The 25,975-nt window shown below is 42.9% G+C and carries 23 protein-coding genes; 11 read left to right on the forward strand and 12 right to left on the reverse strand.

Annotated elements, in window-relative coordinates:
• Positions 1-69: 69 nt before the first annotated feature.
• Together AC1F2U_RS15380 and AC1F2U_RS15385 are read right to left on the reverse strand one after the other, a co-directional pair.
• Positions 70-4,503, reverse strand: coding sequence for a nitric oxide synthase oxygenase (locus tag AC1F2U_RS15380; protein WP_480261879.1), 4,434 nt, complete (start codon positions 4,501-4,503; stop codon positions 70-72).
• Between the two features lie 740 nt (positions 4,504-5,243).
• The gene (locus AC1F2U_RS15385; RefSeq protein ID WP_480261880.1) at positions 5,244-5,630 is read right to left on the reverse strand and encodes a hypothetical protein; all 387 of its coding nucleotides are present in this window, start codon (positions 5,628-5,630) and stop codon (positions 5,244-5,246) included.
• A 168-nt stretch (positions 5,631-5,798) separates the two neighbouring features.
• On the opposite strand from AC1F2U_RS15385, the gene AC1F2U_RS15390 reads away from it, so the two are divergent.
• Both AC1F2U_RS15390 and AC1F2U_RS15395 read left to right on the forward strand, forming a co-directional pair.
• Positions 5,799-5,927: a hypothetical protein gene (locus tag AC1F2U_RS15390; RefSeq protein WP_480261881.1), complete on the forward strand. Its 129-nt coding sequence runs from the start codon at positions 5,799-5,801 to the stop codon at positions 5,925-5,927.
• Positions 5,928-6,106: 179 nt separating this feature from the next.
• A complete protein-coding gene (locus tag AC1F2U_RS15395) occupies positions 6,107-8,011 on the forward strand; it encodes a chloride channel protein (protein WP_480261882.1) in 1,905 nt (634 codons plus the stop codon).
• A 148-nt stretch (positions 8,012-8,159) separates the two neighbouring features.
• Here the strand turns inward: AC1F2U_RS15395 and AC1F2U_RS15400 are convergent, their stop codons facing one another.
• Positions 8,160-8,573, reverse strand: coding sequence for an AbrB family transcriptional regulator (locus AC1F2U_RS15400; protein WP_094353004.1), 414 nt, complete (start codon positions 8,571-8,573; stop codon positions 8,160-8,162).
• 477 nt (positions 8,574-9,050) lie between these two features.
• Between AC1F2U_RS15400 and AC1F2U_RS15405 the strand changes: the two genes are divergently transcribed.
• The 4 genes from AC1F2U_RS15405 (at position 9,051) to AC1F2U_RS15420 (ending at position 14,208) form a co-directional block, all read left to right on the forward strand.
• Positions 9,051-9,491, forward strand: coding sequence for an Rrf2 family transcriptional regulator (locus AC1F2U_RS15405; protein WP_480261883.1), 441 nt, complete (start codon positions 9,051-9,053; stop codon positions 9,489-9,491).
• Positions 9,492-9,548: 57 nt separating this feature from the next.
• Positions 9,549-10,520 carry an adenosylcobinamide-phosphate synthase CbiB gene (gene cbiB / locus AC1F2U_RS15410; protein ID WP_480261884.1) on the forward strand — a complete coding sequence of 324 codons (972 nt, stop codon included), beginning with the start codon at positions 9,549-9,551 and terminating at the stop codon, positions 10,518-10,520.
• 108 nt (positions 10,521-10,628) lie between these two features.
• Positions 10,629-11,165, forward strand: a complete 537-nt coding sequence (pyrR, locus tag AC1F2U_RS15415; protein WP_480261885.1) for a bifunctional pyr operon transcriptional regulator/uracil phosphoribosyltransferase PyrR — start codon at positions 10,629-10,631, stop codon at positions 11,163-11,165.
• A 457-nt stretch (positions 11,166-11,622) separates the two neighbouring features.
• Complete coding sequence (locus tag AC1F2U_RS15420) at positions 11,623-14,208, forward strand: GAF domain-containing protein (RefSeq protein ID WP_480261886.1); 2,586 nt, start codon at positions 11,623-11,625, stop codon at positions 14,206-14,208.
• A gap of 42 nt (positions 14,209-14,250) precedes the next feature.
• Here AC1F2U_RS15420 and purN read toward each other — a convergent pair whose 3' ends face one another.
• Complete coding sequence (gene purN / locus AC1F2U_RS15425) at positions 14,251-14,913, reverse strand: phosphoribosylglycinamide formyltransferase (RefSeq protein WP_480261887.1); 663 nt, start codon at positions 14,911-14,913, stop codon at positions 14,251-14,253.
• 24 nt (positions 14,914-14,937) lie between these two features.
• On the opposite strand from purN, the gene AC1F2U_RS15430 reads away from it, so the two are divergent.
• Entirely contained in the window at positions 14,938-15,819 is an 882-nt protein-coding gene (locus tag AC1F2U_RS15430; RefSeq protein WP_480261888.1) for a carbohydrate ABC transporter permease, read from the forward strand.
• Positions 15,820-15,889: 70 nt separating this feature from the next.
• Here the strand turns inward: AC1F2U_RS15430 and AC1F2U_RS15435 are convergent, their stop codons facing one another.
• Positions 15,890-16,456 (reverse strand): thermonuclease family protein, encoded by a 567-nt coding sequence (locus tag AC1F2U_RS15435; protein WP_480261889.1) that lies wholly within the window; start codon positions 16,454-16,456, stop codon positions 15,890-15,892.
• Positions 16,457-16,635: 179 nt separating this feature from the next.
• Between AC1F2U_RS15435 and AC1F2U_RS15440 the strand changes: the two genes are divergently transcribed.
• Both AC1F2U_RS15440 and AC1F2U_RS15445 read left to right on the forward strand, forming a co-directional pair.
• Complete coding sequence (locus AC1F2U_RS15440; protein WP_480261890.1) at positions 16,636-17,481, forward strand: hypothetical protein; 846 nt, start codon at positions 16,636-16,638, stop codon at positions 17,479-17,481.
• 258 nt (positions 17,482-17,739) lie between these two features.
• A complete protein-coding gene (locus tag AC1F2U_RS15445; RefSeq protein WP_480261891.1) occupies positions 17,740-18,483 on the forward strand; it encodes a ferritin-like domain-containing protein in 744 nt (247 codons plus the stop codon).
• 208 nt (positions 18,484-18,691) lie between these two features.
• On the opposite strand, the gene AC1F2U_RS15450 is transcribed toward AC1F2U_RS15445, so the two are convergent.
• Both AC1F2U_RS15450 and AC1F2U_RS15455 read right to left on the reverse strand, forming a co-directional pair.
• A complete protein-coding gene (locus AC1F2U_RS15450) occupies positions 18,692-19,087 on the reverse strand; it encodes a type II toxin-antitoxin system death-on-curing family toxin (RefSeq protein ID WP_334838656.1) in 396 nt (131 codons plus the stop codon).
• Complete coding sequence (locus AC1F2U_RS15455) at positions 19,074-19,688, reverse strand: hypothetical protein (RefSeq protein ID WP_480261892.1); 615 nt, start codon at positions 19,686-19,688, stop codon at positions 19,074-19,076. Before AC1F2U_RS15455 ends, AC1F2U_RS15450 begins: the two co-directional genes overlap by 14 nt.
• A gap of 250 nt (positions 19,689-19,938) precedes the next feature.
• On the opposite strand from AC1F2U_RS15455, the gene AC1F2U_RS15460 reads away from it, so the two are divergent.
• Complete coding sequence (locus AC1F2U_RS15460; RefSeq protein ID WP_322673153.1) at positions 19,939-20,280, forward strand: winged helix-turn-helix transcriptional regulator; 342 nt, start codon at positions 19,939-19,941, stop codon at positions 20,278-20,280.
• An 89-nt stretch (positions 20,281-20,369) separates the two neighbouring features.
• On the opposite strand, the gene AC1F2U_RS15465 is transcribed toward AC1F2U_RS15460, so the two are convergent.
• The 4 genes from AC1F2U_RS15465 to obgE all read right to left on the reverse strand — a co-directional run bounded on the left by AC1F2U_RS15465 (position 20,370) and on the right by obgE (position 23,813).
• Positions 20,370-20,765, reverse strand: a complete 396-nt coding sequence (locus tag AC1F2U_RS15465) for a salt stress protein, Slr1339 family (protein ID WP_480261893.1) — start codon at positions 20,763-20,765, stop codon at positions 20,370-20,372.
• Positions 20,766-20,792: 27 nt separating this feature from the next.
• Positions 20,793-21,398 carry a vWA domain-containing protein gene (locus AC1F2U_RS15470; protein WP_480261894.1) on the reverse strand — a complete coding sequence of 202 codons (606 nt, stop codon included), beginning with the start codon at positions 21,396-21,398 and terminating at the stop codon, positions 20,793-20,795.
• A 156-nt stretch (positions 21,399-21,554) separates the two neighbouring features.
• Positions 21,555-22,160 (reverse strand): vWA domain-containing protein, encoded by a 606-nt coding sequence (locus AC1F2U_RS15475; protein WP_480262010.1) that lies wholly within the window; start codon positions 22,158-22,160, stop codon positions 21,555-21,557.
• Between the two features lie 624 nt (positions 22,161-22,784).
• Complete coding sequence (obgE, locus tag AC1F2U_RS15480; protein ID WP_480261895.1) at positions 22,785-23,813, reverse strand: GTPase ObgE; 1,029 nt, start codon at positions 23,811-23,813, stop codon at positions 22,785-22,787.
• Positions 23,814-24,007: 194 nt separating this feature from the next.
• On the opposite strand from obgE, the gene aroA reads away from it, so the two are divergent.
• The gene (gene aroA / locus AC1F2U_RS15485) at positions 24,008-25,288 is read left to right on the forward strand and encodes a 3-phosphoshikimate 1-carboxyvinyltransferase (RefSeq protein ID WP_480261896.1); all 1,281 of its coding nucleotides are present in this window, start codon (positions 24,008-24,010) and stop codon (positions 25,286-25,288) included.
• Positions 25,289-25,307: 19 nt separating this feature from the next.
• Here aroA and AC1F2U_RS15490 read toward each other — a convergent pair whose 3' ends face one another.
• Positions 25,308-25,970 (reverse strand): class I SAM-dependent methyltransferase, encoded by a 663-nt coding sequence (locus tag AC1F2U_RS15490; protein WP_480262011.1) that lies wholly within the window; start codon positions 25,968-25,970, stop codon positions 25,308-25,310.
• Positions 25,971-25,975 lie beyond the last annotated feature (5 nt).

A 25,975-nucleotide genomic window follows, 5' to 3' on the forward strand; every position in this document is an offset into this window, starting at 1 on the left:
GGCATAAGAGGCAGAGGGGCAGAGGGGCAGAGGGGAAAAACTGACTGCAACTTCTCCCCATTCCCTTCTTTAGATAGTTAGCAGTTGCAATTCCTCGTGAACAGTGGCTTGACCATCAGCAGATTCCTGCACACGCTCAAGCCATTTTTCAGCTTTCGAGTAGTTGTCATGCTGTACCTCTTTAATCGCTTCCTTGAAGTTCAGCACTACGCCCCAAACATCACTGAAAAAGCGTTTTTCTTGCCTCATTTTGTTGAAGAAACTAACAGCTTCAATATGCGATAGTCCTCCTTCCGTTTTAGCGATCGCCATAAACACTTCAAACACATCGTTTGCCATCTTGGCATCGCCACAGACATAGTAGTGACATTGTGGATGGCTGAGTATTTGCCAGAGTTCTTCAGCTTTTTCTTGCATTAAACCTTGCACATAGACTTTCTTGTCGTTCAGACGCGAGAAAGCAACTTCTAACCCTGACAACACGCCTTGATTCTGCCAGCTTACAAGTTGCTCTCCATAGAGGAAGTCACTGCGATCGCGACAGCCAAAGTACAAGCAAGCATTACCTAATTGTGTCTCCTGCTGCAATAGGGCTTGCCGATACTGGAGGAAGGCAATCAACGGCGATACCCCCGTACCCGGCCCAACCATCAGCATTGGTGCGAGTGGATCGGTAGGTGGACGGAAGCCGGAGGTGCGGACACTGATCCGAACCTTTGCCCCCGCTTCAAGTCCGGCAAGGTAGTTGGAGCAGAGTCCCTGACGGGTTTTACCTGCATCCGTTTTAACTTGCAACACTCCAACTGTGATTTGGATGTGCTGAGGATGAAGCAGAGGACAGGAGGAAATGGAGTAGAGGCGTGGTTTCTGCTTCGGCAACAACTCTAGCAGGACTTCCAGTGTAATTTGGGCAGAAGGAAACTCATTGAACAGATCGACAACGTTGATGAAGTTGTCCGCGATCGTTTTCTTAAGCGTGATGCTGTCGGGATGGTCGTCTCCTTGCCGCAGAATTTCCAACCAGGTTTCTAGGCGTTGTTTCTCCTGGGAATTTTCTGCTGCCGAGTACAGGTAGGTCAGCAGGTCGTTGAATGGTTCGCGCAAAGTCAGATCGAGGTCTTCTAAGAGAACCTGTCCGATGGTTGTGGGAACGGTAACAGGAGGTTTTTCTTCTAATTCTGTACCATCAGGCATTAGATAACGAGCTGTGAAATAGGTGTTGGGGGATACTGAGAGGCGATCGCACAACTGATTCACCAACTCCGCCGGATTGCAAGGATAAACTGCAACATGATCGCCTGTTTCATACTGCAAATCGGTATTAGAAATATCAAAGAGAAGATAGCGAGTAGAACGGCTACCGGGAATCACTTCTTTGAGCAGTTCGCTATTGGCAACCAAAGGTACTTCCACACCTCTGTCTCCACTCACTTCTACTGGTGAAACATGTGCTGCTTCTGTCTGACTCAAGAATGTAACCTTCAGTTGAGGTGCGGCTTGGGCTGTCGCATCGGCGGAGCTTTGATCCTCACCCAGAATGCGGGAAACCAGTCCTAACCATTGTTTGAAGGTGTCGGCTTGTCCCTTGATTTCATCGCCTTTGTGAAGTGGCACAATACAGTTACCTCCCGCCTTGGCGAGTGCCTTATCTACCGAAATTCCGGCAGCGCAGAAGTTTTCGTAAACAGTACTACCAATGCCCATAACGGAGTAATTCAAACCGTCAAGGGAACGCGCAGGTTGTTTCTTCAACCACTGGAGGAACTTTTTGCCGTTTCCAGGTATTTCGCCATTGCCGAAGGTGGATGTGACGATGAGTAGGAGTTTCTCTGATGCTAGGGTGTCGGTGTTGTATTCATCTAGCGCCATTACCTTGGGACGGAATCGCTGGAGTTGACGAGCAACTTTCCACGCAAAGCCTTCAGCAGTACCTGTTTCGGAAGCGTAGAGAATCAGGATACGGTCTTGCTTGTTGTCGTCCTCGTCAGTAGTGGCGATCAATTTTTCCAGGTCAATACCATCTTCAACTGCCCAGCGATCGGCAGCATGGTGATAGGCTGGCTCTAAGTAGAAGTCGCGCATCTGGTGGTGCCAGACCGGACAAGCACTTCCTCCCGATGGGGGTACGACCCAACCCCAATCCCCCGGACACTCGCGTCCTGCTTTCTTCTCGCGTAAGTCGTGTGCCAGGAATTGACGAGAGGCAGATTGATGGTCTACCATTGTCACCTTCGCTTTTTGGAAGGAGTAGAGGATGGCAACGTTGAGTTCCAATGCGACGCGATCGCGCCACAATGTCTGCTCAGAACTAGTATCGAGCTTGAGAACTTTGGCGATGTCCTCCATCTTGTTGTAGCGGTACTCGTCCAGGAAATCCCGCATGATTTCAGTGCCCATGTACCAGCCATTAAAAGGAATGCAGGCATAAGTAATGCCACCAACGTGCATTGAGAAGTTGCTAATAGCAGGGACAGCGTACCAACGGAAGCCCAATGATTTAAATTCAGAAATCGTGGGATGCTCGATTTCCACTTCCAGAATCTCATCCCGATTCCAGTGGTACATCTTCGGTTCTATACCCGGAGCTTCAATCACTAAAGGCAAAATGTCGTACTCCGTGGGTAGTTCAGGGGGTTGCCAGCCCAATTTGATAATCGCTTTGGTCACGTCCAGGTTGGCAGGATCGCCCAGAATGCTACCATCCGGTTGCTCGTATGCGGCATAACGAGCTAATTGTGGATTCCAGATGCGTGGCCCCCAGCGTTCCTTAGGATGTTTGGGACGAAAGACGGTCATCGTAATCTGGAGATTACCGCCATTTGTCGCAGACTGTAGATGTTCTTGGAGTTCACGGAACATCTCATCAGGGTCGGTAACGTGGCGGCGATCGCGGATCACCATATTATTCCACTGAATCCGCCCCACACACTTAGAAGCATTGCGCCATGACACTTGTGCCCCATACGCAACTTCTTCATACGTGTGGGTATAGGTTCCGGTAGCGTGTACTTCCTGTTGAATTTCTGCCCAGCGTCGTGCCCTGTCCTCCGGTTCCCATGCCTGCTCAGTGGCGATTAGCTCTAGGTACTGCTTGGCTTTTTTGAGCAATCGTTCCTCATTCAGCTTGGGCAGCTTGATGACATTTACAGCGCGATCGATTAACGTCTGCCATCCCTGCCGTAACTCTGGCGTGAAGTCGGGTAGATGCCGCTCAAACAAGGTAAACATAGCATCAGTTATTGCCGGATAAGCACAGGATGGCACCCCTGCACTGATATGTACCTGCCCTAAGAAGCGCAACTCTCGGATCATCTCATCACTGCTGCCGCTTTTTAGGGATTGGATGAGAAATTCCAATGCCTGAAACAGGTGTAGAGACAGGTAATCCATGTCTGCTCGTCCAAAAATCGGCAATACAAAGGGATATTTCTCAAACAGGATTTGATAAAACTCCATCCCCATGACTTGCTTATTCTGGCTGAACACTTGCCAGGAACCCACCATTTTTTGCAGCATTTCTGGCGGCAAAGCCCGATTGTAGCGGTGAATTGCCTCTACCATCGGCACAATCACATGGCTATTGAAGAAGCGGTAGAGAGCAGAGTTTGCGCCTTTTACTAAATCCTGGCGATCATACTCTTCCAGGTAAGGAATCGATGGTAGCATCCACATCCATACCTGCCGTGCCTTCAGCCAGTGCTGGGGACGCATCCCGATATCGGCAAACAGCGCACCGTAATCCTCAACCGTGTCAAACGAATCCCCTTTTTCTGGAGGTACGCCCATTAAGGGTTCTCCAATTATATTTTGAGTTTCAGGCTGAAGTTGGTGGATGCAGCAATCAAACAACTCAAAGAAAAAGTCATTGATGCTGTTAATCGCTTCCCCGAAGATGTACTCTAATTCAGGTGACTCTAGCAACAGGCGCTTCAAGAACTTTTCCATCTGCAATTCTTTCCATGCTCGCAGCTTGTTCCAAGCGTCTTTGACAATCACTTCTTCTTGCGGCGAGAGAGGAACAGATTCTGGCATCTTGAACTCGCCCTCTGTCTGAGTGCCAATGCCTTGAGTGCGGCGAGTACTGTTTTGATTCCCCAAGATTGTAAAGCTGCTGCTACTTCCCTCAGTGCTACTCTGAGTCAGGCGAGTTTTTAGCTTCAATTGGGGTGCCTGGTTCCAAGTTGTAATCGGAAATTCTAACTCAGTGCTACGCTCTCCATTTAAGCACTCCTTCGTGGCAAACGCGACCGTTCCAGCATCCTGCCAAGGTTGAGTGATGTCCCCTTCCCGGTAACGCAGAGTAATGGCGATGGTGCAGTCTCCCTTGTTTTTCAAATCTACCAACCAACTGGGTTGCATGCGGTTCAGCAGATCCCTTTCCAACAAGCTTTGTCCCTCTTCGGAAACTACCTGCAAATGGCATTTATACTTATAATTATTGTCAGCCGGGAAATCGAGTGCAGAAACCTCGGTTAGGTGGATGATTCGTTGATTGTCATTCATGCTTAAAAAGTCAATGAGTGAGACAAGTGTGTAGTTAAATGTACTGATCGGCAGAAATTTACATTTTTTTTAATTTACCTTAATTCTTTAAAGGTAGATAATAAAATTTGATTTGTAAAGTAAACATAAAGACGCGGTTTGAGAGTTTAAATAATACTCAAGAGGCGATATTACAGAGTACTAGTCGCACTATAGCTGCATAAATTATTAACTCATTACCTCTGGCAACAAGTAAGTTGGCATAATAAAACCAAACTATGTAAACAAAGATAAACTAGGCTAAAACCCTCTTCCCTCGTGGTTCGTGGCTTCTGGCTCCTGGCTCTTAGCTTATCCCATCGACGAATTTTTACACCAACCTACTTAGTTTGTAATCCTTACTCAGGCGTCAATAGCATCCTAACTAACTCAAGGTATATTCAAATACCCGTGTATTGGTAAAATCTGGAACCTAATTTAAGCGATGGTGAGTGTCATCAACTCCAATAGTTGATAAACAGACACAACACATATAGATACTACTAAAAATAAATGTAAAGAGGTAGCAGTGCTACATCTTTATAAGAGTTATGGATAACTCATATTTAATTTTATTAGATGTCTAATGGGCGATCGCTCTTTAAAGGGACATAATATAAAACCGCGTCCTATTTGGGGTAATAAGACACGGTTTATCAGAGTATTTAGTTATAATATTACAAAAATCAAAGTAGAATTTGATTTATACAAAAGTAATCCATTTACTGAGATTTGTTTCCTGGTTCATTAACTTTCTCTGTTGTGGGAAGTATTTGGCGATCGTAACTTGTCTTTTCTTGGGTCAAAGCGATCGCACCAAAGAAAATCGCGCTACCTACAGCCAAGGCTACCATCGGACGCTTGAGTAGGACAAAATCTCTGAGAATCCTCGCAAAAGGTCGGCTTTGACGACGTAGCGACGAAGACATCATCAATTGTCTCCAAGTAAACGGATCGCGGACATAATGACCACTTTGGCAAACTACTAGCCTTTCCTGGCAATAGGGACAGCAAAACAAGCCCATGCGTGTTTTAACTGGTCTTGGCGTGGCATTTCTTTGGCAAATTGGGCAAGTAACATAATGATTATCAAAAGTGTGTATATTCATTTACCTCATCCGCCTAGTCCATTTACTCGCTCTATAACAATAGCTATATTGAATTGGGGTCAATGTCCGATCTGACATCAGGCATCAATCATACATACATTCTATTACTACCAAGGATGCCTCAATAGTCGCAACACGAGTATAGCTAGATTTAAACAAGGATGACTCATGGTTCATGTTTACGGGTGCGTCCACCCAGTCGAAAAAACTTTGTTGTCTCTAGAAAAAATAGTGTTGGTGCTCGCTCGCACCCCATTAGCCGCAGCTACGCCTAACTTAGGCATTGCTGACCCCTAAGTAATAATTGTCTCTCATTTAACCATTCTCCCCACACAAATTTTGCACAATGACATTTTTAGCTAAAGCTTTGTAAGTTAAGCAAATAAAGTCTACTTGTCCGGTTGCTAAATAATGGCTCACAATGATAAATAACAGATAAAAATTTAAATTTTTTCTTACATTTACCCCGCCTCTCAATGACTCTCTTGCCTCCCACTCAACTGAGGAAGGTAACGGAACAACCTGCCTTTCCTACACCTTCCGCTCGTTTAGCTCACCTAATCAATCGTTTTCAACCATCGCCAGAAACAGTTGTGCTGTTTTTAGCCATGCTCATTGGCGGTGGTACTGGTATGGGTGTAGTCACCTTTCACTATTTAATCCAGTTGGTTCACCAGCTGATGCTGGAAAATTTAATGGGTCAAATTGGCGGCTGGGGTGCATGGACTTTAGCCTGCGTTCCCACCCTTGGCGGATTAATTGTTGGCTTGATGCGCTGGCGCACTCAAGACTTTGGCCCTGGACTTTCATCTCTCATCGCCGCCTCTCAGGGAACAGAGATTAGGCGACCACTAAGACCAGTTAGCAAAATGCTGGCCGCATCTGTTACTTTGGGGAGCGGTGCTTCTTTGGGGCCAGAAGGGCCAAGTGTCGAAATTGGCGCAAATTTTGGCATGTTGTTCTCTGTGATCCTCAATGTATCTCAAGAACGACAACGTTTGCTATTGGGTGCTGGCGCGGCGGCGGGACTTGCAGCAGGATTTAATGCTCCCATCGCTGGAGTATTTTTTGCTCTAGAGGTGGTGATGGGAGCGACATCTTTCGCTACTTCTGCTGTCAGTGTGGTACTACTAGCTGCGGTGGTAGCAGCATTAATTGCCCAAATTGGTTTGGGGGCCCAACCTGCTTTTGATTTACCTGTTTACCAAGTTCGCAGTCCTTTGGAATTACCTCTTTACCTTGGCTTAGGTTTAGGGGCCAGCCTCGTTTCTTTGGCTTATACCCAATCAATTCGTTTAGCAAAAGCTTGCTTTGCTGGGAAAGTTCCAGGTTTTGATTTTTTGGGACGAATTCCTCAGCCGATTCATCCAATTATTGGCGGTGCAATTATTGGCGTTGTTGCTTTGCAGTTCCCGCAAATTCTGGGTGTTGGTTATGAAACTGTAGAAGCAATGCTTCAAGATGTGGAGTTTCCACTCTACTTATTGGTGGTGTTGTTGGTGGTGAAATTATTGATGACTGCAATTAGTGCAGGTAGTGGTTTCATTGGTGGTTTGTTCGCACCCGCAATGTTTTTAGGTGCTTCTTTTGGATCGGCTTACGCCAAAATGTTAGCCGTAGCATTCCCGACAATTGGCGATCAAATGGCGGCTCCTCCAGCTTACGCAATGGTGGGAATGGCAGCAGTGCTAGCTGCTAGCGTGAGAGCGCCGTTGACGGCTATTTTAATGCTGTTTGAATTAACCCGCGACTATCGAATTGTTTTACCGTTGATGGCAGCTGTGGGTTTGAGTGTTTGGCTAGTAGAAAGGATTAAACCAACTTTTAACTCTAACTCTAATCTACAACAAATTGGTCTTTCGGAATTGAAAGATGAACAATCAGAAATTGTGCAGCAAATTTTGGTAGAAGATGCCATGTATCCCTGCCCCAAAAAGTTACTTGCAACTTTGGGAGTATTAGATGCCGCTGTGGAAATGACCCGCGATCGCGTTCGTAGTGCTTTAGTAATTGATGAAGCAGAGCAATTAGTTGGTATACTTTCTTTGGAAGATATTAACCGTGCCCTTGCTATTTGGCAAACATACCCAAATTCTCTAACCGAAATTCCCGATAATTTATCCAGTCAAACCCTCATAGACATTTGTACTACTGAAATTCTCTATGCATGGCAAGATGAACTTTTATCTGAGGCTTTAGACCGAATGAGTCTTCGAGGTTTACATCAATTACCAGTGGTAGCACGAGACAAACCCGATCGCATTTTGGGTTTATTAGAAAAAGAGCAAATTGCATTAACCTGTAATTTAGCAGTGACGCGCAAGGCACTTCGCCACTATTTACCAATCTTGCCTACTACAGATATAGTCATTAGTCATTAGTCATTAGTCATTAGTCATTGGTCATTAGTCATTATTTTTCACAAAGGACACTTGACTAATGACTGTTTATAGTCATTGTTTTTCACAAAGGACAAATGACAACGGACAAAGGACAAATGACAACGGAGAATTGACTAATGACCATTTATTAAGCCGTGGCTTCTATGGCTTCATCACCTTCGCGATCTTCTGGATCTACCTGTCTCAGACGAATGTGCTTTTTGCCTAAAGTGATCAGAAACTCATCTCCTGGTTTAAGATTCATCTGTTTTGTATAAGCTGAACCTATCAGTAAGTTCCCATTCGATTGCACACTAATTCTATAGCTAGCACTACGTCCACCACGCCCATTAGCACTGGGTGTACTGTCTAACTGAATGCCTTCAGCATCAATTAGGGCATTTAAGAACTTCATCATATTGACGCGCTCTATACCATTTTTGGTAACGGTATAGTAGCCGCACTTCTTAGCTTTGTCTTCTTTGCTCTCGTTCTCTAGCTCTTTGACTTTTTTGAGCAGTTCTTCGCCGAGTAAGGGTTCAATTTTTTTCTGTTTAGGCATCAACTTAGGTCGAAAATGAATGTTTGAAGTGTTTGAATCGATTTTATTTTAGCTGAGGTTGAGCTAACAGGAACATAATCCATTAGTTTTTATCTCAACCTAGCCAAGTATATTACACTCAGATGCACAATTGTTATGCCATTACCAATATTGGCAAGACAATCTATTTTAGAAAATGCTGGCAATGCTGATAACTATATATATAGATATATAGTTTGTGAATTCCTGCTAGACTATATAAGTTTTAAGTTTTCTAAACTAACGCTCTAAATTTTGTCTATTTCTTAAGGATGAGAACTGAGTCACAGAATGATAAGCAAAACTGATCCTTAGTCATTGGTCAATGGTAATTAGTCATTGGTTATTTAGAAACGACAAACTAAAGAAGTCTCAGAGTCGGAAGCCGACCATCAGAATTTCTTTTCAGGGAGATGCAGTGCCAACAAAGACAAAGGACAAATAACAAAACTTGCCAAAATGAAATTAACTACCAGAGGACACTATAGTGTAAAGGCGTTGCTAGATTTAAGTTTACAGCCAAGATATGGGCCTGCATCTGTGAGAGCGATCGCAAAACGCCAAGATATCCCAGCTCCTTACCTCGAAAAACTACTAATAGAAATGCGTCGTGCATCTTTAGTGAAATCAATTCGTGGTAGCATCGGCGGATATCAATTGGCAAGAGAGCCTGCACAAATATCTATAGGACAAATTTTAGAAGCTGTTGGCGAGACTAGCCATTTACCTCATCACACTCCAGCACCAACACAAGCTGAAGATTGGGTAACGTTTAGCCTCTGGCAGAGACTCAACCAAAAGCTCAAAGAAGCTTTATACAGTATTACTCTGGCAGACCTTTATTACGATGCTCGCAGTCGGCAAGCTTCTCTTGGAGAAGAAGCTAGTTTTGTGGTTTAGTCAAGAGTCAATAGTCAAAATATTGACCCTTGACTTTTAACCCAAGACTTGTGACTTATGACTAATAATATCTATATCTTAATAATTGCGGCATTTTTAGATTATTTAATTGGCGACCCTTGGGATTGGCCTCATCCAGTACAACTTATGGGGTGGGTAATTTCTCGCCTGACCAAGTTTTTTCTCCACTTATGTCAAAATTCTCTAACACAACGCCTAGCTGGAATTGTACTAGGCATCATCTTAATAATTGGTAGCGGTCTTATTGGTTTTTTGATGATTCAAATTGCCAGATGGGTTCATCCACTCTTAGGAATTGCCATAAATAGCATTCTTTTGGCTAGTTGTTTTGCTGGCAAAAGTTTGCGAGTAGCAGCGGAGGCTGTTTTACAACCTTTAACAGTCGGAGATTTGGAGAAGGCTCGGAAGATTTTAAGTAATTACGTTGGTCGAGATACTCAAAACCTCTCCCAAGCAGAAATTTACCGAGCCGTTTTAGAAACAGTTGCAGAAAATGCCACAGATGGGGTAATGGCTCCGCTTTTTTATGCAATTGTTGGTGTCTTTATACCAGTTGTGGGGCCAACTCCTTTAGCTTTGGCATATAAAGCCAGCAGTACCCTCGATTCAATGGTGGGCTATCGAGAAGCACCCTATACTTATTTAGGATGGTTCTGTGCGCGGTTAGAAGATTATTTGACTTGGCTACCTTGTCGGTTAACAGTCGTGACTCTGGCGCTGCTATCGGGTAAACCGATGCATATTTGGCAAACTTGTTGTCGGGATGCAATTAAAGATCCTAGTCCCAATTCTGGCTGGAGCGAGTGCGCTTATGCTGCATTTTTAGGTGTACAGATGGGGGGTACAAATTGGTATCGGGGGGTAGCTAAGTACAAACCACTGCTAGGAGATGCTATTTATGCCATTACTACAACTTCTATTCAGAATGCTTTACAGCTGACTCGATATTGTTTTTTGCTATGGTTAGGGATAGCGATCGCAATATTCTTAATACTCCCAAATAGGTAATGATAAATATAAAGTTAGGAATTAGAGACGCGATTAATCGCGTCTGTACAGGAGTTAAGAATAAAAACTCCTAACTCTTAACTCATCACTCCTAACTTATCACTCGCTATGTCTGCCAAAGTAGTTGAAATTCTCTCATCTGAAGAAATCCGTCGTACCTTGACTCGCCTTGCTTCTCAAATTGTCGAAAGGACGCGTGATTTGTCTCAACTGGTGCTTCTTGGTATTTATACCAGGGGTGCGGTATTAGCCGAATTATTGGCGCGTCAGATTGAGACGCTCGAAGGTGTAGCAGTGTCAGTCGGTGCTTTGGACATTACATTTTATCGAGATGACCTAGACAAAATTGGATTGCGGACTCCAACGAAAAGCGAAATTCCTTTCGATCTTACGGGGAAAACGGTTGTACTGGTGGATGATGTGATTTTCAAAGGACGGACGATTCGCGCGGCTTTGAACGCAGTCAACGATTACGGTAGACCAGAGGTGATACGTTTGGCTGTGTTAGTAGACAGGGGCCATCGAGAATTACCGATTCACCCAGATTTTATTGGCAAAAAGTTGCCTACAGCTAAAGAAGAAATCGTCAAAGTTTACTTACAAAATTGTGATGGACGAGATGCAGTAGAGTTGATTGCAGATTAGGCTGTGGAGGCAGGAGGCAGGAGGCAGGAGGCAGGGGAGCAGTAAGTACAAACTTTTTGTGTGTGATGCATGAATCCTGCATTTTGTCCCTCATGTACTTGAAAAATAATGTCAGTAATCAAGCGGACACGATATTGCGGGGAAGGGCAACTGTGAGAAGTCTGTAAAACCTTGTTAAAAAATAAAGATTGTTTGGCTGCCTTGCCAGAAAAGCACAACTCCTAATGAGAAAATAAAACATTCCAACTAAGCGATCGCCATCTGATTGTTAACAAGCCTGTTAATCAGACCCAATTTTTTTGAGTTGAAAGGCAATCAAAGCACTATGGGAGATAACGTAGAAGATTAGTGCCTCAAAATACTCCTGAAAGCCAGTCCTTGTTTTATAAGTTTTGTGTAGAATTTGGTGGTGAGGTTATTTACTTGATTCTCAATTGCAGCAATCCAAGTTTCATTTATGAGTCAGTCTTTTTCTCAAAACCAAGCAAGACGAAATCGCCAAAAGAGACTCTGGCAACAAAAATGGAGTTTAAAGACTAAAGCAATAGTTTGGGCACTAAGTATCAGTGTCCTTCCTGTAGTTGCAATTGGAACAGCTACTTACAACTATGGCATTAATTTAATTAACACACAAACTCCGCAAGTAAGACTTGAGAGTAGAGAAAGTTCAACAGAAACTGAACTTGCTCTACAAAGACAATTGTCACTCTTGTTAACTGGTATGGGAGTGACAGCAATTGTAGCAGGTGCGATCGCTGTTTTTGTGACGAATCGAGTAATGAGTCGAGTCAGCAACGTTGCTGCAATCTCTAATAATATTAAAAAGAGGCTACGTCCAGACAGTGAGTTTACTCAAGTCTTCATCGCTAGCCAAGATGAATTAGTGATGTTAGAGAAAAACATCACCTCATTTACAGACCTGCTTTCGGTTTTGGTAGAAGAGAAAGAAGCCGAAGCCGATTATTCCCAAATATTAATCAAAATTACCCGTTGGGTTCGAGAATCATTCAATGAAGAAGATGTTCTCAAAACTACCTCAGAAGAAATTCGTAAAGCTTTAAGCATCGATCGCGTAACCATCTTTTGCTTCGACTCCAACTATAATAATGGAACCTTTATCGCCGAATCAGTAGCACCTGGTTTACCGAAAATATTAGGGGTTACAGTCTCCGAACCGGGATTTGAACTAGGGTATATAGAAAAATACCAGAATGGTAGCGTCCATGCTATTGATAATATCCATCAAGCCGATCTCAGTGATGCTGATATTGAGTTGCTGGAGCAATTTGCTGTCAAATCTAATTTAGTCGCACCTATTCTCAAAGGCAAACAGCTATTCGGTTTATTGATTGCACATCAATGTTCTAGACTTCGCTTTTGGCAACAATCTGAAATTGATTTGTTCTCTCAGATAGCCATGCAAGTAGGATTTGCCCTTGACTACGCCAAGCTTCTACAACAAGTAGATACCAAAGCAGATAAAGCTCAGATATTTATCGAAATTACCCGCAGCATTCGCCAATCGCTCAACGAAGAGGATGTCCTCAAAACGACGGTGGAAGAGGTTCGCAAAGCCTTAAGTACCGATCGAGTACTGGTTTATACCTTTTACCCTAATTGGTCTGGAATTATAATTGCCGAATCAGTGGTTCCAGGTTATCCCAAAGTTTTGCGGTCTGAAATTCAAGACATCTGTTTCGGTCAAGGTTATGTAGAAAAGTATCAATCTGGTCGTGTTGTAGCCACAAACAACATTTATGAAGCTGGTTTGGCTGATTGTCACATTAGCCTGCTCGAATCCTTTGCTGTCAAAGCAAATTTGGTCGCCCCCATTCTCAAAGATGAACAGCTATTTGGCTTATTAATTGCACATCAATGCTCCAGACCCCGTGATTGGCAACAATCTGAGATTGATTTATTTGCTCAGATAGCGATGCAAGTCGGGTTTGCTCTCGACCATGCAAGACTCTTGCAACGAATCGAAGCTGAGGGTGTGCAAAGTCAGTTGTTAGCGGATACTATCGGCATTATTCGCCAATCACTCAACGAAGAAGATGTTCTCAAAACCACTGTAGAAGAGGTTCGCAAAGCTCTGAGTACTGACCGAGTGATGGTTTATAGCTTTAATGCTAATTGGTCTGGAACAGTGATTGCTGAATCAGTTGTTCTCACCTACCCAAAAGTTTTACGAGCTGAAATCCAAGACCCATGTTTCGGTCAAGGCTATGTAGAAGAGTATCGCTCTGGTCGCGTTCTGGCAATCAACAACATTTATGAAGCAGGTTTAGCTGATTGTCACATTCACCTGCTCGAATCCTTTGCTGTCAAAGCAAATTTAGTAGCCCCCATTATTAAAGATGAACAGCTATTTGGCTTGTTAGTTGCACATCAATGCTCCAGACCCCGCGATTGGCAACAAACTGAGATTGATTTATTTGGTCAGATAGCAATCCAAGTGGGATTTGCTCTCGACCATGCAAGACTCCTGCAACGAATCGAAGCAGAAAGGATGCGAAGTCAGTTATTAGTGGATATTATCCGTAGCATTCGCCAATCCCTCAAGGAAGAGGATATCATCAAAACTACTGTGGAAGAGGTTCGCAAAGCCCTGAGTACTGACCGAGTGTTGGTTTATAGCTTTTACGCTAATTGGTTCGGAATTATTATTGCTGAATCAGTGGTTCCAGGTTATCCCAAAGTTTTGCGGTCTAAAATTCACGACTCTTGTTTCACTGAAGGCTATGTAGAAAAGTACCAATCTGGTCGCGTTGTCGCAATCAACAACATTTATGAGTCTAGTTTGGCTGATTGTCACATTAAACTGCTCGAATCTTTTGGTGTGAAAGCAAATTTAGTAGCACCAATTATTAAAGATGAGCAGCTATTTGGCTTGTTAATTGCACATCAGTGTTCTGAACCCCGTGATTGGCAACAATCTGAGATTGATTTATTTGCTCAGATAGCCATGCAAGTAGGATTTACTCTCGATCATGCTAGGCTCCTACAAGCGTATCAAGCTGCTGAAGCTAACTCTGATGAATAGTAGGGGCGCGCAGCTGTGCGCCCTTAATTGATATATGTATTTTTACGTAACGTTTAGTGTAACTTTTGACGAAGAAGCTGCTAGAGCGATCGCTAATGGTAAAATTCGATGTTCCTGAATTTGAATCCTGGCGTGGAGTGTTTCTGCTGTGTCATCCGGCAGTACTGGTACTGCGGCTTGCATTAATATTGGGCCGCTATCCATTTCTAAGCAAGCTATATGCACTGTGCAACCAGTAATTTTTACCCCAGATGCCAAGGCTTGTTCTACAGCATGGATTCCTTTGAAACTAGGTAACAAACTAGGATGGATATTAATAATCCTCTCAGGAAAGGCATCAATGAAAACTGACGTTAATAGTCGCATCCACCCTGCCAAAATCACCCATTCAACATCGTAGTGCCGCAATGTCTGCACAATTTTTTCGTCAAACTCTTCTCGGTTTTGATAGTTGCGGTGATTTAATAAGACAGTTTCTACACCTCTATGAGCTGCTCTGACGGCTGCTTTCGCCGAGGGGTTGTTGTAAATTAAAACTTTAATTTGGGCATTTAGCCGCCCATCTTCGATAGCTTGGGCAACTACATCAAAATTGCTGCCATTCCCAGAAGCCATAATTCCCAGTTTTAAAGGGGCGAATTGTTGGGAATTATCGCTAATGTTGGGAGAAATTAAGCTCAGGGTAGAATCAAGGCGGAGAGTCATAACAGCTAGGAGGGTTAATTATAGATGCCAAAAATATATACTAAGTCGTGGTTGGATAATGATACAGTAGCCGCGTGGATTTTTCTCGCACCAGCATTAATTTTGCTGGGTGTTTTTATCATTTGGCCGATTGCCTATTTGTTCTATCTCAGTTTCACTGCTGGTAGTTTCACCTTAAAAGGTATTTATTGGATAGGCTTAAAAAACTATTGGCGCTTGCTACTCAACCCCGACTTCTTGCAAGTTTTAGGTAACACTTTTTATTTTACGATCGCTACCATCATTCCTAGTTTAGTTATTTCCTTGGGATTGGCAGTACTATTAAACCGTTCCATTCCCTTGCGGGGCACCCTGCGGAGTGTCTATTTTCTGCCTTCAATTATCTCACTTGTGGCAGCCGGTTTGGGATTTCGCTGGCTGTTTCAAACATCAGGGCCAGTGAACGGACTTTTAGATTTTTTTGGCATTTCAGAAATATCCTGGCTAGGAGACACGTTTTGGGCAATGCCAGTAATTATTTTAATGAGTATTTGGAAACAACTGGGTTTCAATATGGTAGTTTTTTTAGCAGGGTTGCAAACAATTCCTTCCAGTCGTTATGAAGCAGCAGACTTAGATGGAGCAAATGCTTGGCAACAATTTTGGTATATTACTTTGCCCGGATTGCGCCCGACTGTGATATTTGCAGTCATTACTACCGCAATTTTTACATTGCGGAGTTTTGAGCAAGTTTTTGTGATGACTGGCGGTGGGCCACTAAATTCAACTAATCTGCTGGTTTACTACATTTACCAAGAGGCTTTTGGTCAATTTGATTTTGGTTATGCAGCAGCAGGAGCGACTGTATTATTAGCAGTGACGCTGGTACTAGTTTATTTGCAACTGCAAACTTGGGGAGAAGAGTAGGGGAGGCAGGGGAGCAGGGGGGAATTTTGGCAATTGCTGAGTTATTGCGCAAATATGCAATGCCGAATTTTTACTTCTTATATAGGCTGCGATATTCCCAAGGATTTATAAATTTAGTATCGCTCCAAACGCCGAGCCGTTGTTTCTTCGCCTCAGTTTCGGCTTGCTGAACTAAGTCTTTACTGGGACACTTGTTTAAATAAGGGCGATACACTTTTGCTAGACCTTCTTGCAACAATACCTGTTGTACAAAAATGCCATTTTTTAAACGGACTTCAGCAATTTTACGCCCATAGCGATCGCTATCGGTGATATTCAAAGTCACGCGATCGCCTCCTTGCTGCACTAGTTGTTGCACCCGTTCTTGGGCTTTCACACCCCAAGTAAATTGATTGCGATCGCTACTGCGTTTACTCTGTTTTTCTTTGTTTGTATGAGCGATTTCTGGCGCATCTACACAAGCAAAGCGCACGGTAAGATTTTTGCCATCGGCATCTTTTACTACTAAGGTATCGCCATCACTGACTCGCTCAACTGGTTCTCCAGAATTCCCGATAAAGCGATCGCAGCCTATCAAAGCCAAAATCATGATAGTTGCACAAAGCCAAAATCGTACTGGTTTAGTTAATTTCTCCATCCAAACTCACCTGCATTACCTCTGTGGAATGATATTAGCAAAACGACGAGATATATTTGCTAACCTGTCACTGTAAGCATAACTTTTCCGTAACGGAAAGCTTATGCTTACAATACACCTCGGAAATATTATGCTTCCAATTTTTTTAGACTACAGCAAGTATTAGGTTGAATCATCTCATGTCTGAGCAAGATAATAAAAATGAACCTATTAATGAATTGATTGCAGTCGGTTCAGAAATTACTGGAGGTACTTTAGTCACCGCAATTATTCTTGCTTTAGGTGGGGCTGCTGCTGGGCCTCCTGGAGCTATTTTAACCAGTGTTGCCTCTCCTACAATAGTATATTTTTTGAAAAAACTAGGCGCAGAGGTTAAAAATCGCTTCCTTAGTCATCGAGAAGAAGTAAGAGTTGGAGCGACTTTAACATTTGCAATTTCTAAAATTCAGGAAAATTTGGATAATGGAAAACAGATTCGACAAGACGACTTTTTTAAAAAAGGAGTACAAAACCGTTCAGCAGCAGAAGAAGTTTTTGAAGGTGTTTTAATTGCTTCGCAGAGGGAACATGAAGAAAAAAAGCTCAGGTTTTACGGAAATTTAGTTGCCAACATAGCTTTTCATCCAGAAATTAATAGAGCGCAGGCTAATGTTCTTCTTAGATTAGGATCAAGTCTTTCCTATACTCAGATGTGCTTGTTAGGGCTGATTGCGAATAAAGATAAGTACAAATTGCGGCAGCAAAATTATATATCTAAGGATGAACAAGGTAAAATTCAAGTTTTAAATCTAAAACTTGAGCAGACATTTGCATTACAGGAAATATACGATCTATATATAAAGAGAATTTTAGAAATTAATATGTCTGGACTAATTTTTGGGAAACCAATTGCTGATTTAGAGTATATCACTCCTCAAAACTTAACAATCAAAGAAATAGGATTACAACTTTACAATTTGATGGAGTTAAGTGATATACCTAAAGAAGACTTTGACTCAATTTCTCAGCTTTTATCTGATCCGTAAACTCAAAAAACTCTCAACTATTAAACTGGCATAAACCCAAGCGACCCTTATTGTCTGCGTCTAGACATTTGGAATAGGATTTTAATTTCTTGCTGCGTTAGCTTTTTGAATTAGGATAAAGTGGCCGTTTTTGAAGAATAATGTGACCGCCCCAGGCAATTAAAAATTCCAATCAGTAAAACCCTCAGACGGCAACCGAATAGAAAATACACATTAGTATAAGAATTGTAACCTTCCAATTGTCAGCGGGAATTTCTGATGAACTTCTTGACTCACGTTCTGCATCTAGCTGGTTCAGGTGCTTTTGCCTATTACTCTGCTGCTCAAATTCGTGATTCTAAAACCCGTCCCAACATCCTTGCGGGGTTTCAGTTGGCCGAATCTGGCTCTGTGCCATTTTTATCTGCACTTAGCGATCGCGCCGCAGCAGAAGGCGATACATGGCTAGCCGAAAAATTAGCAAAACATGCATCAGATGAAACTAGGCATGGTCAAATTTTTGCCCACGCCTTACAACAGCTGAATAAACAAGTTATAGATTTTAAGCGTCAACCCCCAACTACACCCACAAAAAAATCACAACAGCGTAGTCCTTTTTTCGCAGCATTCTATGAAGGTTACACTCAAGAACAGCTAAAACCAGCTGTAATTGACTGGGATGTGTTTATGGCTAGCACATACATTCTGGAGTTAGATGCTAGTAAAGACTTTGCGCGAATGGCGAAAGTATTACCTGACAACGAGTCAACTGCTCGTAACTTGAAGTTAGGAATGCTAAGTATTGCTCAAGATGAAACTGGACATGCTGCTTATCTCTACGAAGCGATGATGCGCCGGATGTCTGCAACTGAAGTGCAAAACCTCGTAGATATGTGGCGAACTCGCAAAGTGAATGCCTTGTTGGCAATGGTTGGCGGTATCCTCCAGCGTAATGGAGAAACGCGATCGCTAGTCCAAGATAGTGCGCCGTCGGAAATTGATTCTGAGTTGGTAGCTACGTAATTATAGGTATCTTGAGTATCTAACGATCAACTATCCCTGGCTCAAACTTTCGTTAGCCAGGGGTTTCTTAACCTGAGATTTCTGAAGCTTCTTTGCTCCAAGTTGCTGTATAGTACTAGTTTAGCGGGGTATTTTGGTAGAGATTGGGACTGATTATCTAAAGCTTCTCAGACATCCTCTAAGAGCGATCGCAAGTAATGTAATGATGTTAAATAAGATTTGTCACGTAATTTTTTAATATAGCAGGCAGTTCTTCCCTGCTTATTTCATGCGTAACTATCTGTACCGTTAATTTCTCAGCTTCTTCTTCTGTTATTTCAATATCATAATCATTCGCATTTAAAAAAGTCACCATAGCAGCAAAAGCAGTGCGTTTGTTACCTTGTTCAAAAGCGTGATTGCAGGCTATGTGGAATAGGTATGCAGATGCCTGTTCATAAATTGTGGGATGCAAATACTCTCCCCCAAAAGTTGCTTGAGGCGCATAAAGAGCAGAGTCCAGCAAGCCTTCATTAATTATGTTTGATGACTCGCCAGTTTCACTGACGAGTGCTTCATGTATAAGGATTACGTCTTCTTTCCCAATAAATTTAGGATGCTGCAAGTCTTTTGTAAACTGGTTCCCATTTTTTCATTGTTGATAGGAAGATTAACACAGTTTCTGGTTCTTGAGGAGTTATATCTCCTAAATCAAATGCGTTAACCTCCTCTTGGGAGAATGCGTTGACTTGTAACCCTGCTTCAATGAGTGAGTTTAGACTATGTTTTAGGGTTTCTACGACAACATAATTTATGTCTTTTTTGGTAGTTTCAGGACTAACTGTGCTTTTGAGGTCTTTGTATAGAGCGACAGAAGCTGATGTTACCAGTTCAATTGCTTTTTTCGCGTCTTCTCCACAGTAGAAAACCCAGTATCCGTCGTCTAAAATTTCCTTTAAAAGGAAATTGGATTTGACAAAGTACAGTACTGTTAACTCCCCAAGGCTAGCTTTGTTGCGAATTTTCTCAAGCAGTTTGACAAGTCTATGAAGTTTTTGTTGAAGTTGAGCTACCTCTTGTGTAAGCTCATCCTGCGAGATCCCTCTAGTACTCACTATTTCAGCTAGCTTGGCGCTGGTTTCATATTGTGCAATAGGAAAATCCAGGTATTGCTGAAACCGCTCTACTTGTGCTTGAAGTGTTGAGATTGTTTCCTGTGTGAGCATGAGGTGTGGAGCGATTGCCTTGTCTGGAAGGGTCTACTTGATTAGATAGCTATCCAATTATAAAACAAGCGATCGCACTTTGCTGATTACTGTTACAGTAATCAGCAAACATCCGTAGTGGACTGCAGAAGACAGGAAGTATCTACTGTATTTTCATATTCCCGCAGCTGCTACACTAATTATGAACAAGTAACAGATAACTAGCGGTATATCCAGCAAACCTGAGTCAGGTGATTCCTACAAAAAAACTATGAAAGCTGAAGCAGAAAACCATTTCAGGCTGACTTGTGAAGTAGAAACTACCCTAAAAGTGATTGGCGGACGCTGGAAAGTTTTGATTATTAGAGAATTAATGACTGGCGTCAAACGCTTTGGTGAGTTGCAACGGGCTTTACCTGGAGTTACGCAAAAGATGCTAACTCAGCAACTCAGAGAAATGGAGGAAGACGGTATTATTCATCGAGAAGTTTATCCCCAAATCCCACCCAAGGTAGAATATTCACTGACGCCTTTAGGAGAAACTTTGCAACCAATTCTCTATGCTATGCATGAATGGGCTGTTCAACATTTAGCTCGAACAAATCACCATTAATATTGATTATAGTGAAGAAATAATAATTGCTAATTTTCAATTTTAGTGAGCAGATTTATCTATGGGGTCTTAAATTTTGAATTTTAAGTTTATTCATTGCTTTTTAAATATTCAATCGCTGCTTCTAATTTTGAAGGGTAACTTTCAGCAAACCTTTCAAACCAAAGTCCTTCGGATGAAAGTGGATCTACTTTGGCTAACCATTCTTTTGCTTGCACTTTCAAAGCCTCTAGTTGTTTGGCTTTGAGTTGTTCTTGTCGAATCCTTTCTTGTTCTAGTTCTTGCTGTCTTTTTAATTCAATAGCAGCATCCTGTTGTGCAAAATCAGCCTGAACTTCTGCCAAGAGGTTATCCATGAAAGATGCCGACTTTGGCGATGGTGGAATAAACGATTTAGCTGTGGCTGATTTTGACTGTTGCGGTTGTGGTTGTACTTCTTTGTATTCAGTTTCGAGTTGGGCTAACAGTTTATCAAGGGAATCCATTTTTGCAATTCCTAAAAAATAGTATAGCTAGTCATTAATAGCATTGAGTAGCACTTCCGATAAACTCAAATCTTCCATGTCTTCCATAGTAATGGTGTCACAGATATCAAACTTAGCACCAGCACTTTGGAGTTCATCATCTAAGACTTTGAGGAAGCGAGTAGCTTGTTGATCTGTGCCAACTTGAATAAAAGAAATAGCTAATTCTTCATCTCGATCGATGCGACGAGAAGCTTCAATAATTACCCTCATGACTGCTTTGCGATCGTCCGGCTCACCATCAGTAACTACTAAAATTGTTTCACCATTTGGTTTGGTTTGACCGGCTGCTTTGCGTTGAAGGTAATCATCAGTTGCATGTTTTAACACACTTGCTAAGTCAGTTGTACCAGAGGGATCGTTCTCTCGAAAAATTTGTGACACCTTGCTGGATGTGACATTTTCGTATCGCTTGAATTTGCCAGAAAATACATATATAGTGATGCCATCTGGGTCAAATTGCTCACACTTACTAGCTAAAGCTAAAGTAGATTCTTGGGCTGCAATCCATCTAGTTCTACCACCCTTTTGATCTTGGGTTGCCATACTACCGCTTTTGTCGATAATCAAGGTATAATCACGATTTTCTAGCATTATTCAATTCTCCAATTAAAAATTAACAGTTACTGAACTATGGGCGATCGCCAAAGATACAGCAGAGTTTAAGTTGGTAAAGTACACAAGCGAAGTCTGTTACCCAAGTATAAAGCCTGTTTTACTTCTGAATTCTGAATCCTGAATTCTGCTGTATTAGTCAGTTATGGCGTTCGTCAATACATCTACAAGACTCATTTCTTCTAGGTCGTCTAAAGTGACGGTATCGCAAATATCAAATTTAGCGCCAACACTTTGTAACTGGTCATCCAAGGCTTTGAGAAACTTAGTTGCTTGGGCATCTGAACCTACTTGAATGATCGAAATTGCTAATTCTTCATCACGTTCCATCTGGCGAGTCGCATGAATGATGACTTCAAACACAGCTTTGCGATCGTCTGGTTCACCATCAGTGATAACTAAAATTGTCTCTCCGTTTGGCTTGGTTTTACCGGCTGCCTTGCGTTGAAAGTAGTTATTGAGGGCATCCTGGAGTACACCAGCTAAATTTGTTGTGCCAGCAGGGTCATTTTCGAGAAATATTTGGGCGACTTTGGCTGAGGTGACATCATCGTAGCGTTTAAATCTACCAGAAAACACGTAAACGGTGATGCCATCGGGGTCAAACTGTTCGGCCTTTCTGGCTAAAGCAAGAGTAGACTCTTGAGCTATTTCCCATCTACTTCTACCACCCATTTGGTCGGGTGTAGACATACTACCGCTTTTATCAATGATTAAGGTATAGTCGCGATCGCTCATCATAATCTTCCTTTGATTGTTACCCTGTGGTTCTAGTCTAGTCCACGAATTTAACGATACCGCAAGCATTTTAAGGTTTTGTATCAAAACCTTAAAATGCTTTATCCTGATGTTGGGCGATCGCAAGTGGCGCTCACGCTACCCAAATGCTACTCATTTGACTGCCCACTGGAGACTAAATTACAACAAGTGTCGATAAAAAAGGAATTTTGACTCTATCAGGTATTGCATCGAGATAAGACGTAATAAACCTGCAAGATGCCTACTTTGGGTTGTACCACCAACCCCATCGGCCAAAGTACGGGGATCGGTTTTGCCATTAGCTACCAAATCATTAGACTTCTTGCAGAAGTGGGGGAAAGGGGAAGGGTTAAAGGGAAAAAAGATGGAATTTCCCCTTTACCTTTAACCTTTAACCTTTCCCCAACATCTTGGCAAAAGTTACTTGTGCAAGATGTCTATTACAGAAAAACATGGCGGTTCTTTAGAATGTCTTTCGCAGCTAGGACAAGGCGCTGAGTTTGTGATTAAGATTCCCCCGATCCAGCCAGGATAAGCCAGCATAATTCGTAATTTATAAAGTAGTAATTACGAATTACATTAGCGACGCAGGAGCGTCATTGGGAATTAGCTAAATACCTCCACTTCTTCAGGAACCTTCATTTGGTCGAGAATTCTCCAGATTTCTTGTAACATCGGCTCTAACCCGGTGCGAGTAACCGCAGAAATCACAAAAACCGGGGCGTAGGAGAGATGATTCAACTGGGTAGCTAACGCTTCCAAATCGACAGTTTCCCGATCGACTGCATCAATTTTATTTAGCGCCAAAATTTGCGGACGTTCTGCTAAACCCCGTCCATAAGCTTGTAATTCTTCCTTAATTGTGTAGTAGTCTCTAACCACATCATCACTAGTAGCATCAATTAAGTGAAGTAGCACCCGCGTGCGCTCAATATGGCGCAAGAAATCATGTCCCAGCCCAGCACCATGAGCTGCTCCCTCAATTAGTCCGGGAATGTCGGCGAAAACAGTACCATCACCAGTAGGTTTCCGCACTACACCCAAATTTGGGATGAGGGTAGTGAAGGGGTAGTCTGCAATTTTCGGACGTGCTGCTGATAAAGATGAAATTAAAGTGGATTTACCAGCATTTGGTAAGCCAATAATCCCCACTTCTGCCAAAAGTTTCAACTCTAGGCGCAGCTGCTTTATTTCCCCTGGTAATCCTGGGAGGGCATATTCTGGGGCGCGGTTACGGTTGCTCAAGAAATGCTGATTTCCCAGTCCGCCTTTACCACCTTGGGCAATCAGCAAAGTCTGCTTAGGTTCAATTAAATCCCCTAGCAGTTCGCCAGTTTCAGCATCATAAATGGTTGTACCGCAGGGAACTTCGATAATCAAATCCTTACCCGCTGCCCCAGTGCAGTTATTTGGCCCCCCACGAGTACCCTTTTCTGCCTGAAAGCGATGGTTGTATCTGAAGTCCAACAAAGTTTGTAGGTTTTCTTCGGCAACAAAAAATACCGAACCACCTCGTCCCCCATTACCACCAGATGGGCCGCCAGTCGGCACGTATTTCTCTCGCCGGAAAGCGACAATACCATCGCCGCCCTTACCAGCTTCAACTTCAATTTTTGCTTGATCGATAAATTGCATCTTTCTAGAGTCCTGTTAGCGGATAGCTGGCGTTGAGCCATTGCTGAGTTATAGGCGAGTTATAAATTATAAGTTTAAAAATCTTATTCCTCACTACTTTACTTGTAACTCACACTCCCTACTCCCCTGCTCCTTTTGCTCAAGATATGGGAATATTATAAAGTTGTAGCTAACCGCCTACGTAGAGGTTTAAAGTGGATACCATTGCAATTCCTGCTCTAGATCGGCCAGTGGATGCCACGGTAGAAATTCCTGGTTCTAAAAGTCTTACCAATCGAGCGTTGCTTGTCGCAGCTTTGGCGCAAGGTGACTCCATTTTAGAAAATGCCTTATTTAGTGAAGACAGCGAGTATTTTGCTAAATGTTTAGAGCAATTGAGTATTCCCATAACTCTGAATCCTAATCTGGCTCAGATTCAGGTTACAGGAAGGGGAGGCGAGATTCCAGCTAAACAGGCAGATTTATTTGTGGGTTTATCAGGTACTACAGCACGGTTTATTTCGGCACTGGTGGCACTGGGGAATGGTGAATATCGCCTAGATGGCGTTCCCCGGATGCGAGAACGACCGATGGGTGACATGCTAACGGTGCTGCAAACGGGTGGAGCAACTGTTAATTTTGAGGGGAACTCCGGGTTTATGCCTTACACCCTCTATAGCCAGGGATTCGCTGGCGGAAATTTTCGGGTGAAAGCCAACCAAACAAGTCAGCAACTTTCGGCATTGCTGATGATTGCGCCTTACGCCCAACAGGATACGATTTTTGAGGTTGAGGGGACATTCGTTTCTCAGTCTTACATCAAAATGACCTGTCGTCTGATGGCAGATTTTGGCGTGGAGGTGATTCAAATTGGCGATAATAAGTTTCAGATTAAAGCAGGTCAACGTTACCAAGCTCGACATTACACAATAGAACCCGATGCGTCAAATGCTTCTTACTTTTTTGCCGCCGCCGCTGTCACGGGTGGACGGGTGCGTGTCAAACATTTGACCAAACAATCCTGTCAGGGTGATATTCTCTGGCTGGATGTTTTAGAACAGATGGGTTGCCAAATTAAGGATGCGGATGATTACACCGAAGTGACGGGGCCGAAGCAATTGCAAGGCATCGATATTGATATGAATGATATATCGGATTTGGTGCAAACATTAGGAGCGATCGCACCCTTTGCCAGTTCCCCGATTACCATTCGGAACGTGGAACATATTCGATATAAGGAAACTGACCGAATTAAAGCTGTTGTCACAGAGTTACGTCGGCTAGGAGTTGAAGTTGAAGAATTCGCAGATAGACTGAAAATTCAACCTGGCCCCATTACCCCAGCAGCAATTGAAACCTATCACGATCATCGAATGGCGATGGCTTTTGCTGTCACTGGCTTGAAGGTTCCAGGGATTGTAATTAAAGATCCTGGTTGCACAGCGAAGACTTTTCCAGATTACTTTACCCGATTTTTCCAAATGCTCGAACAATAAAAAGCTATTTTCGCTCAACTTACTTTTTCAGTGCCAGAGTAAAGCCATCTGCGATCGCTACTACACTAAGACTAACTCGTTGGTCTTGATGCAGTTTTTGATTAAAGGCACGAATTCTTTTAGTTCTATTATCTTGCACTTCCGGGTCGGCAACCCTGCCTGACCAAAGAACATTATCGATCGCAATCAGTCCCCCCGGACGCACTAATTGCAGCGATCGCTCATAATAGCCATCATAGTTGCTCTTATCTGCATCGATGAAGGCAAAATCAAAAGTTTCTCCTTCTCCTGTTACCAGTAACCGATCCAAAGTCTGCAAAGCTGGGGCAATGTGCAATTGAATTTTATCCGCCACTCCTGCTTGCTGCCAATAACGTCTAGCGATCGTTGTAAATTCTTCACTGATATCACAGGCTACTACCTTACCGTCTCTCGGTAACGCCAATGCCACCACCAGGGAACTATAACCTGTAAATACCCCAATTTCCAAAGTTTTCTTAGCTCCTAGCAATTGCACCAGTAACGCCAAAAATTGCCCTTGTTCGGGAGCAATTTGCATTCTACCTATGGGATACTGGGCTGTTTCCTGTCTCAGTTGGGTTAAAATTTCTGGTTCTCGAAGAGAGACTGACAGTAAATAGTCGTGGAGGTTTTGTTCGAGTCCTAATGTTTTAATTGTCATGGGCA

It is taken from the genome of Nostoc sp. LEGE 12454, from assembly GCF_056620565.1.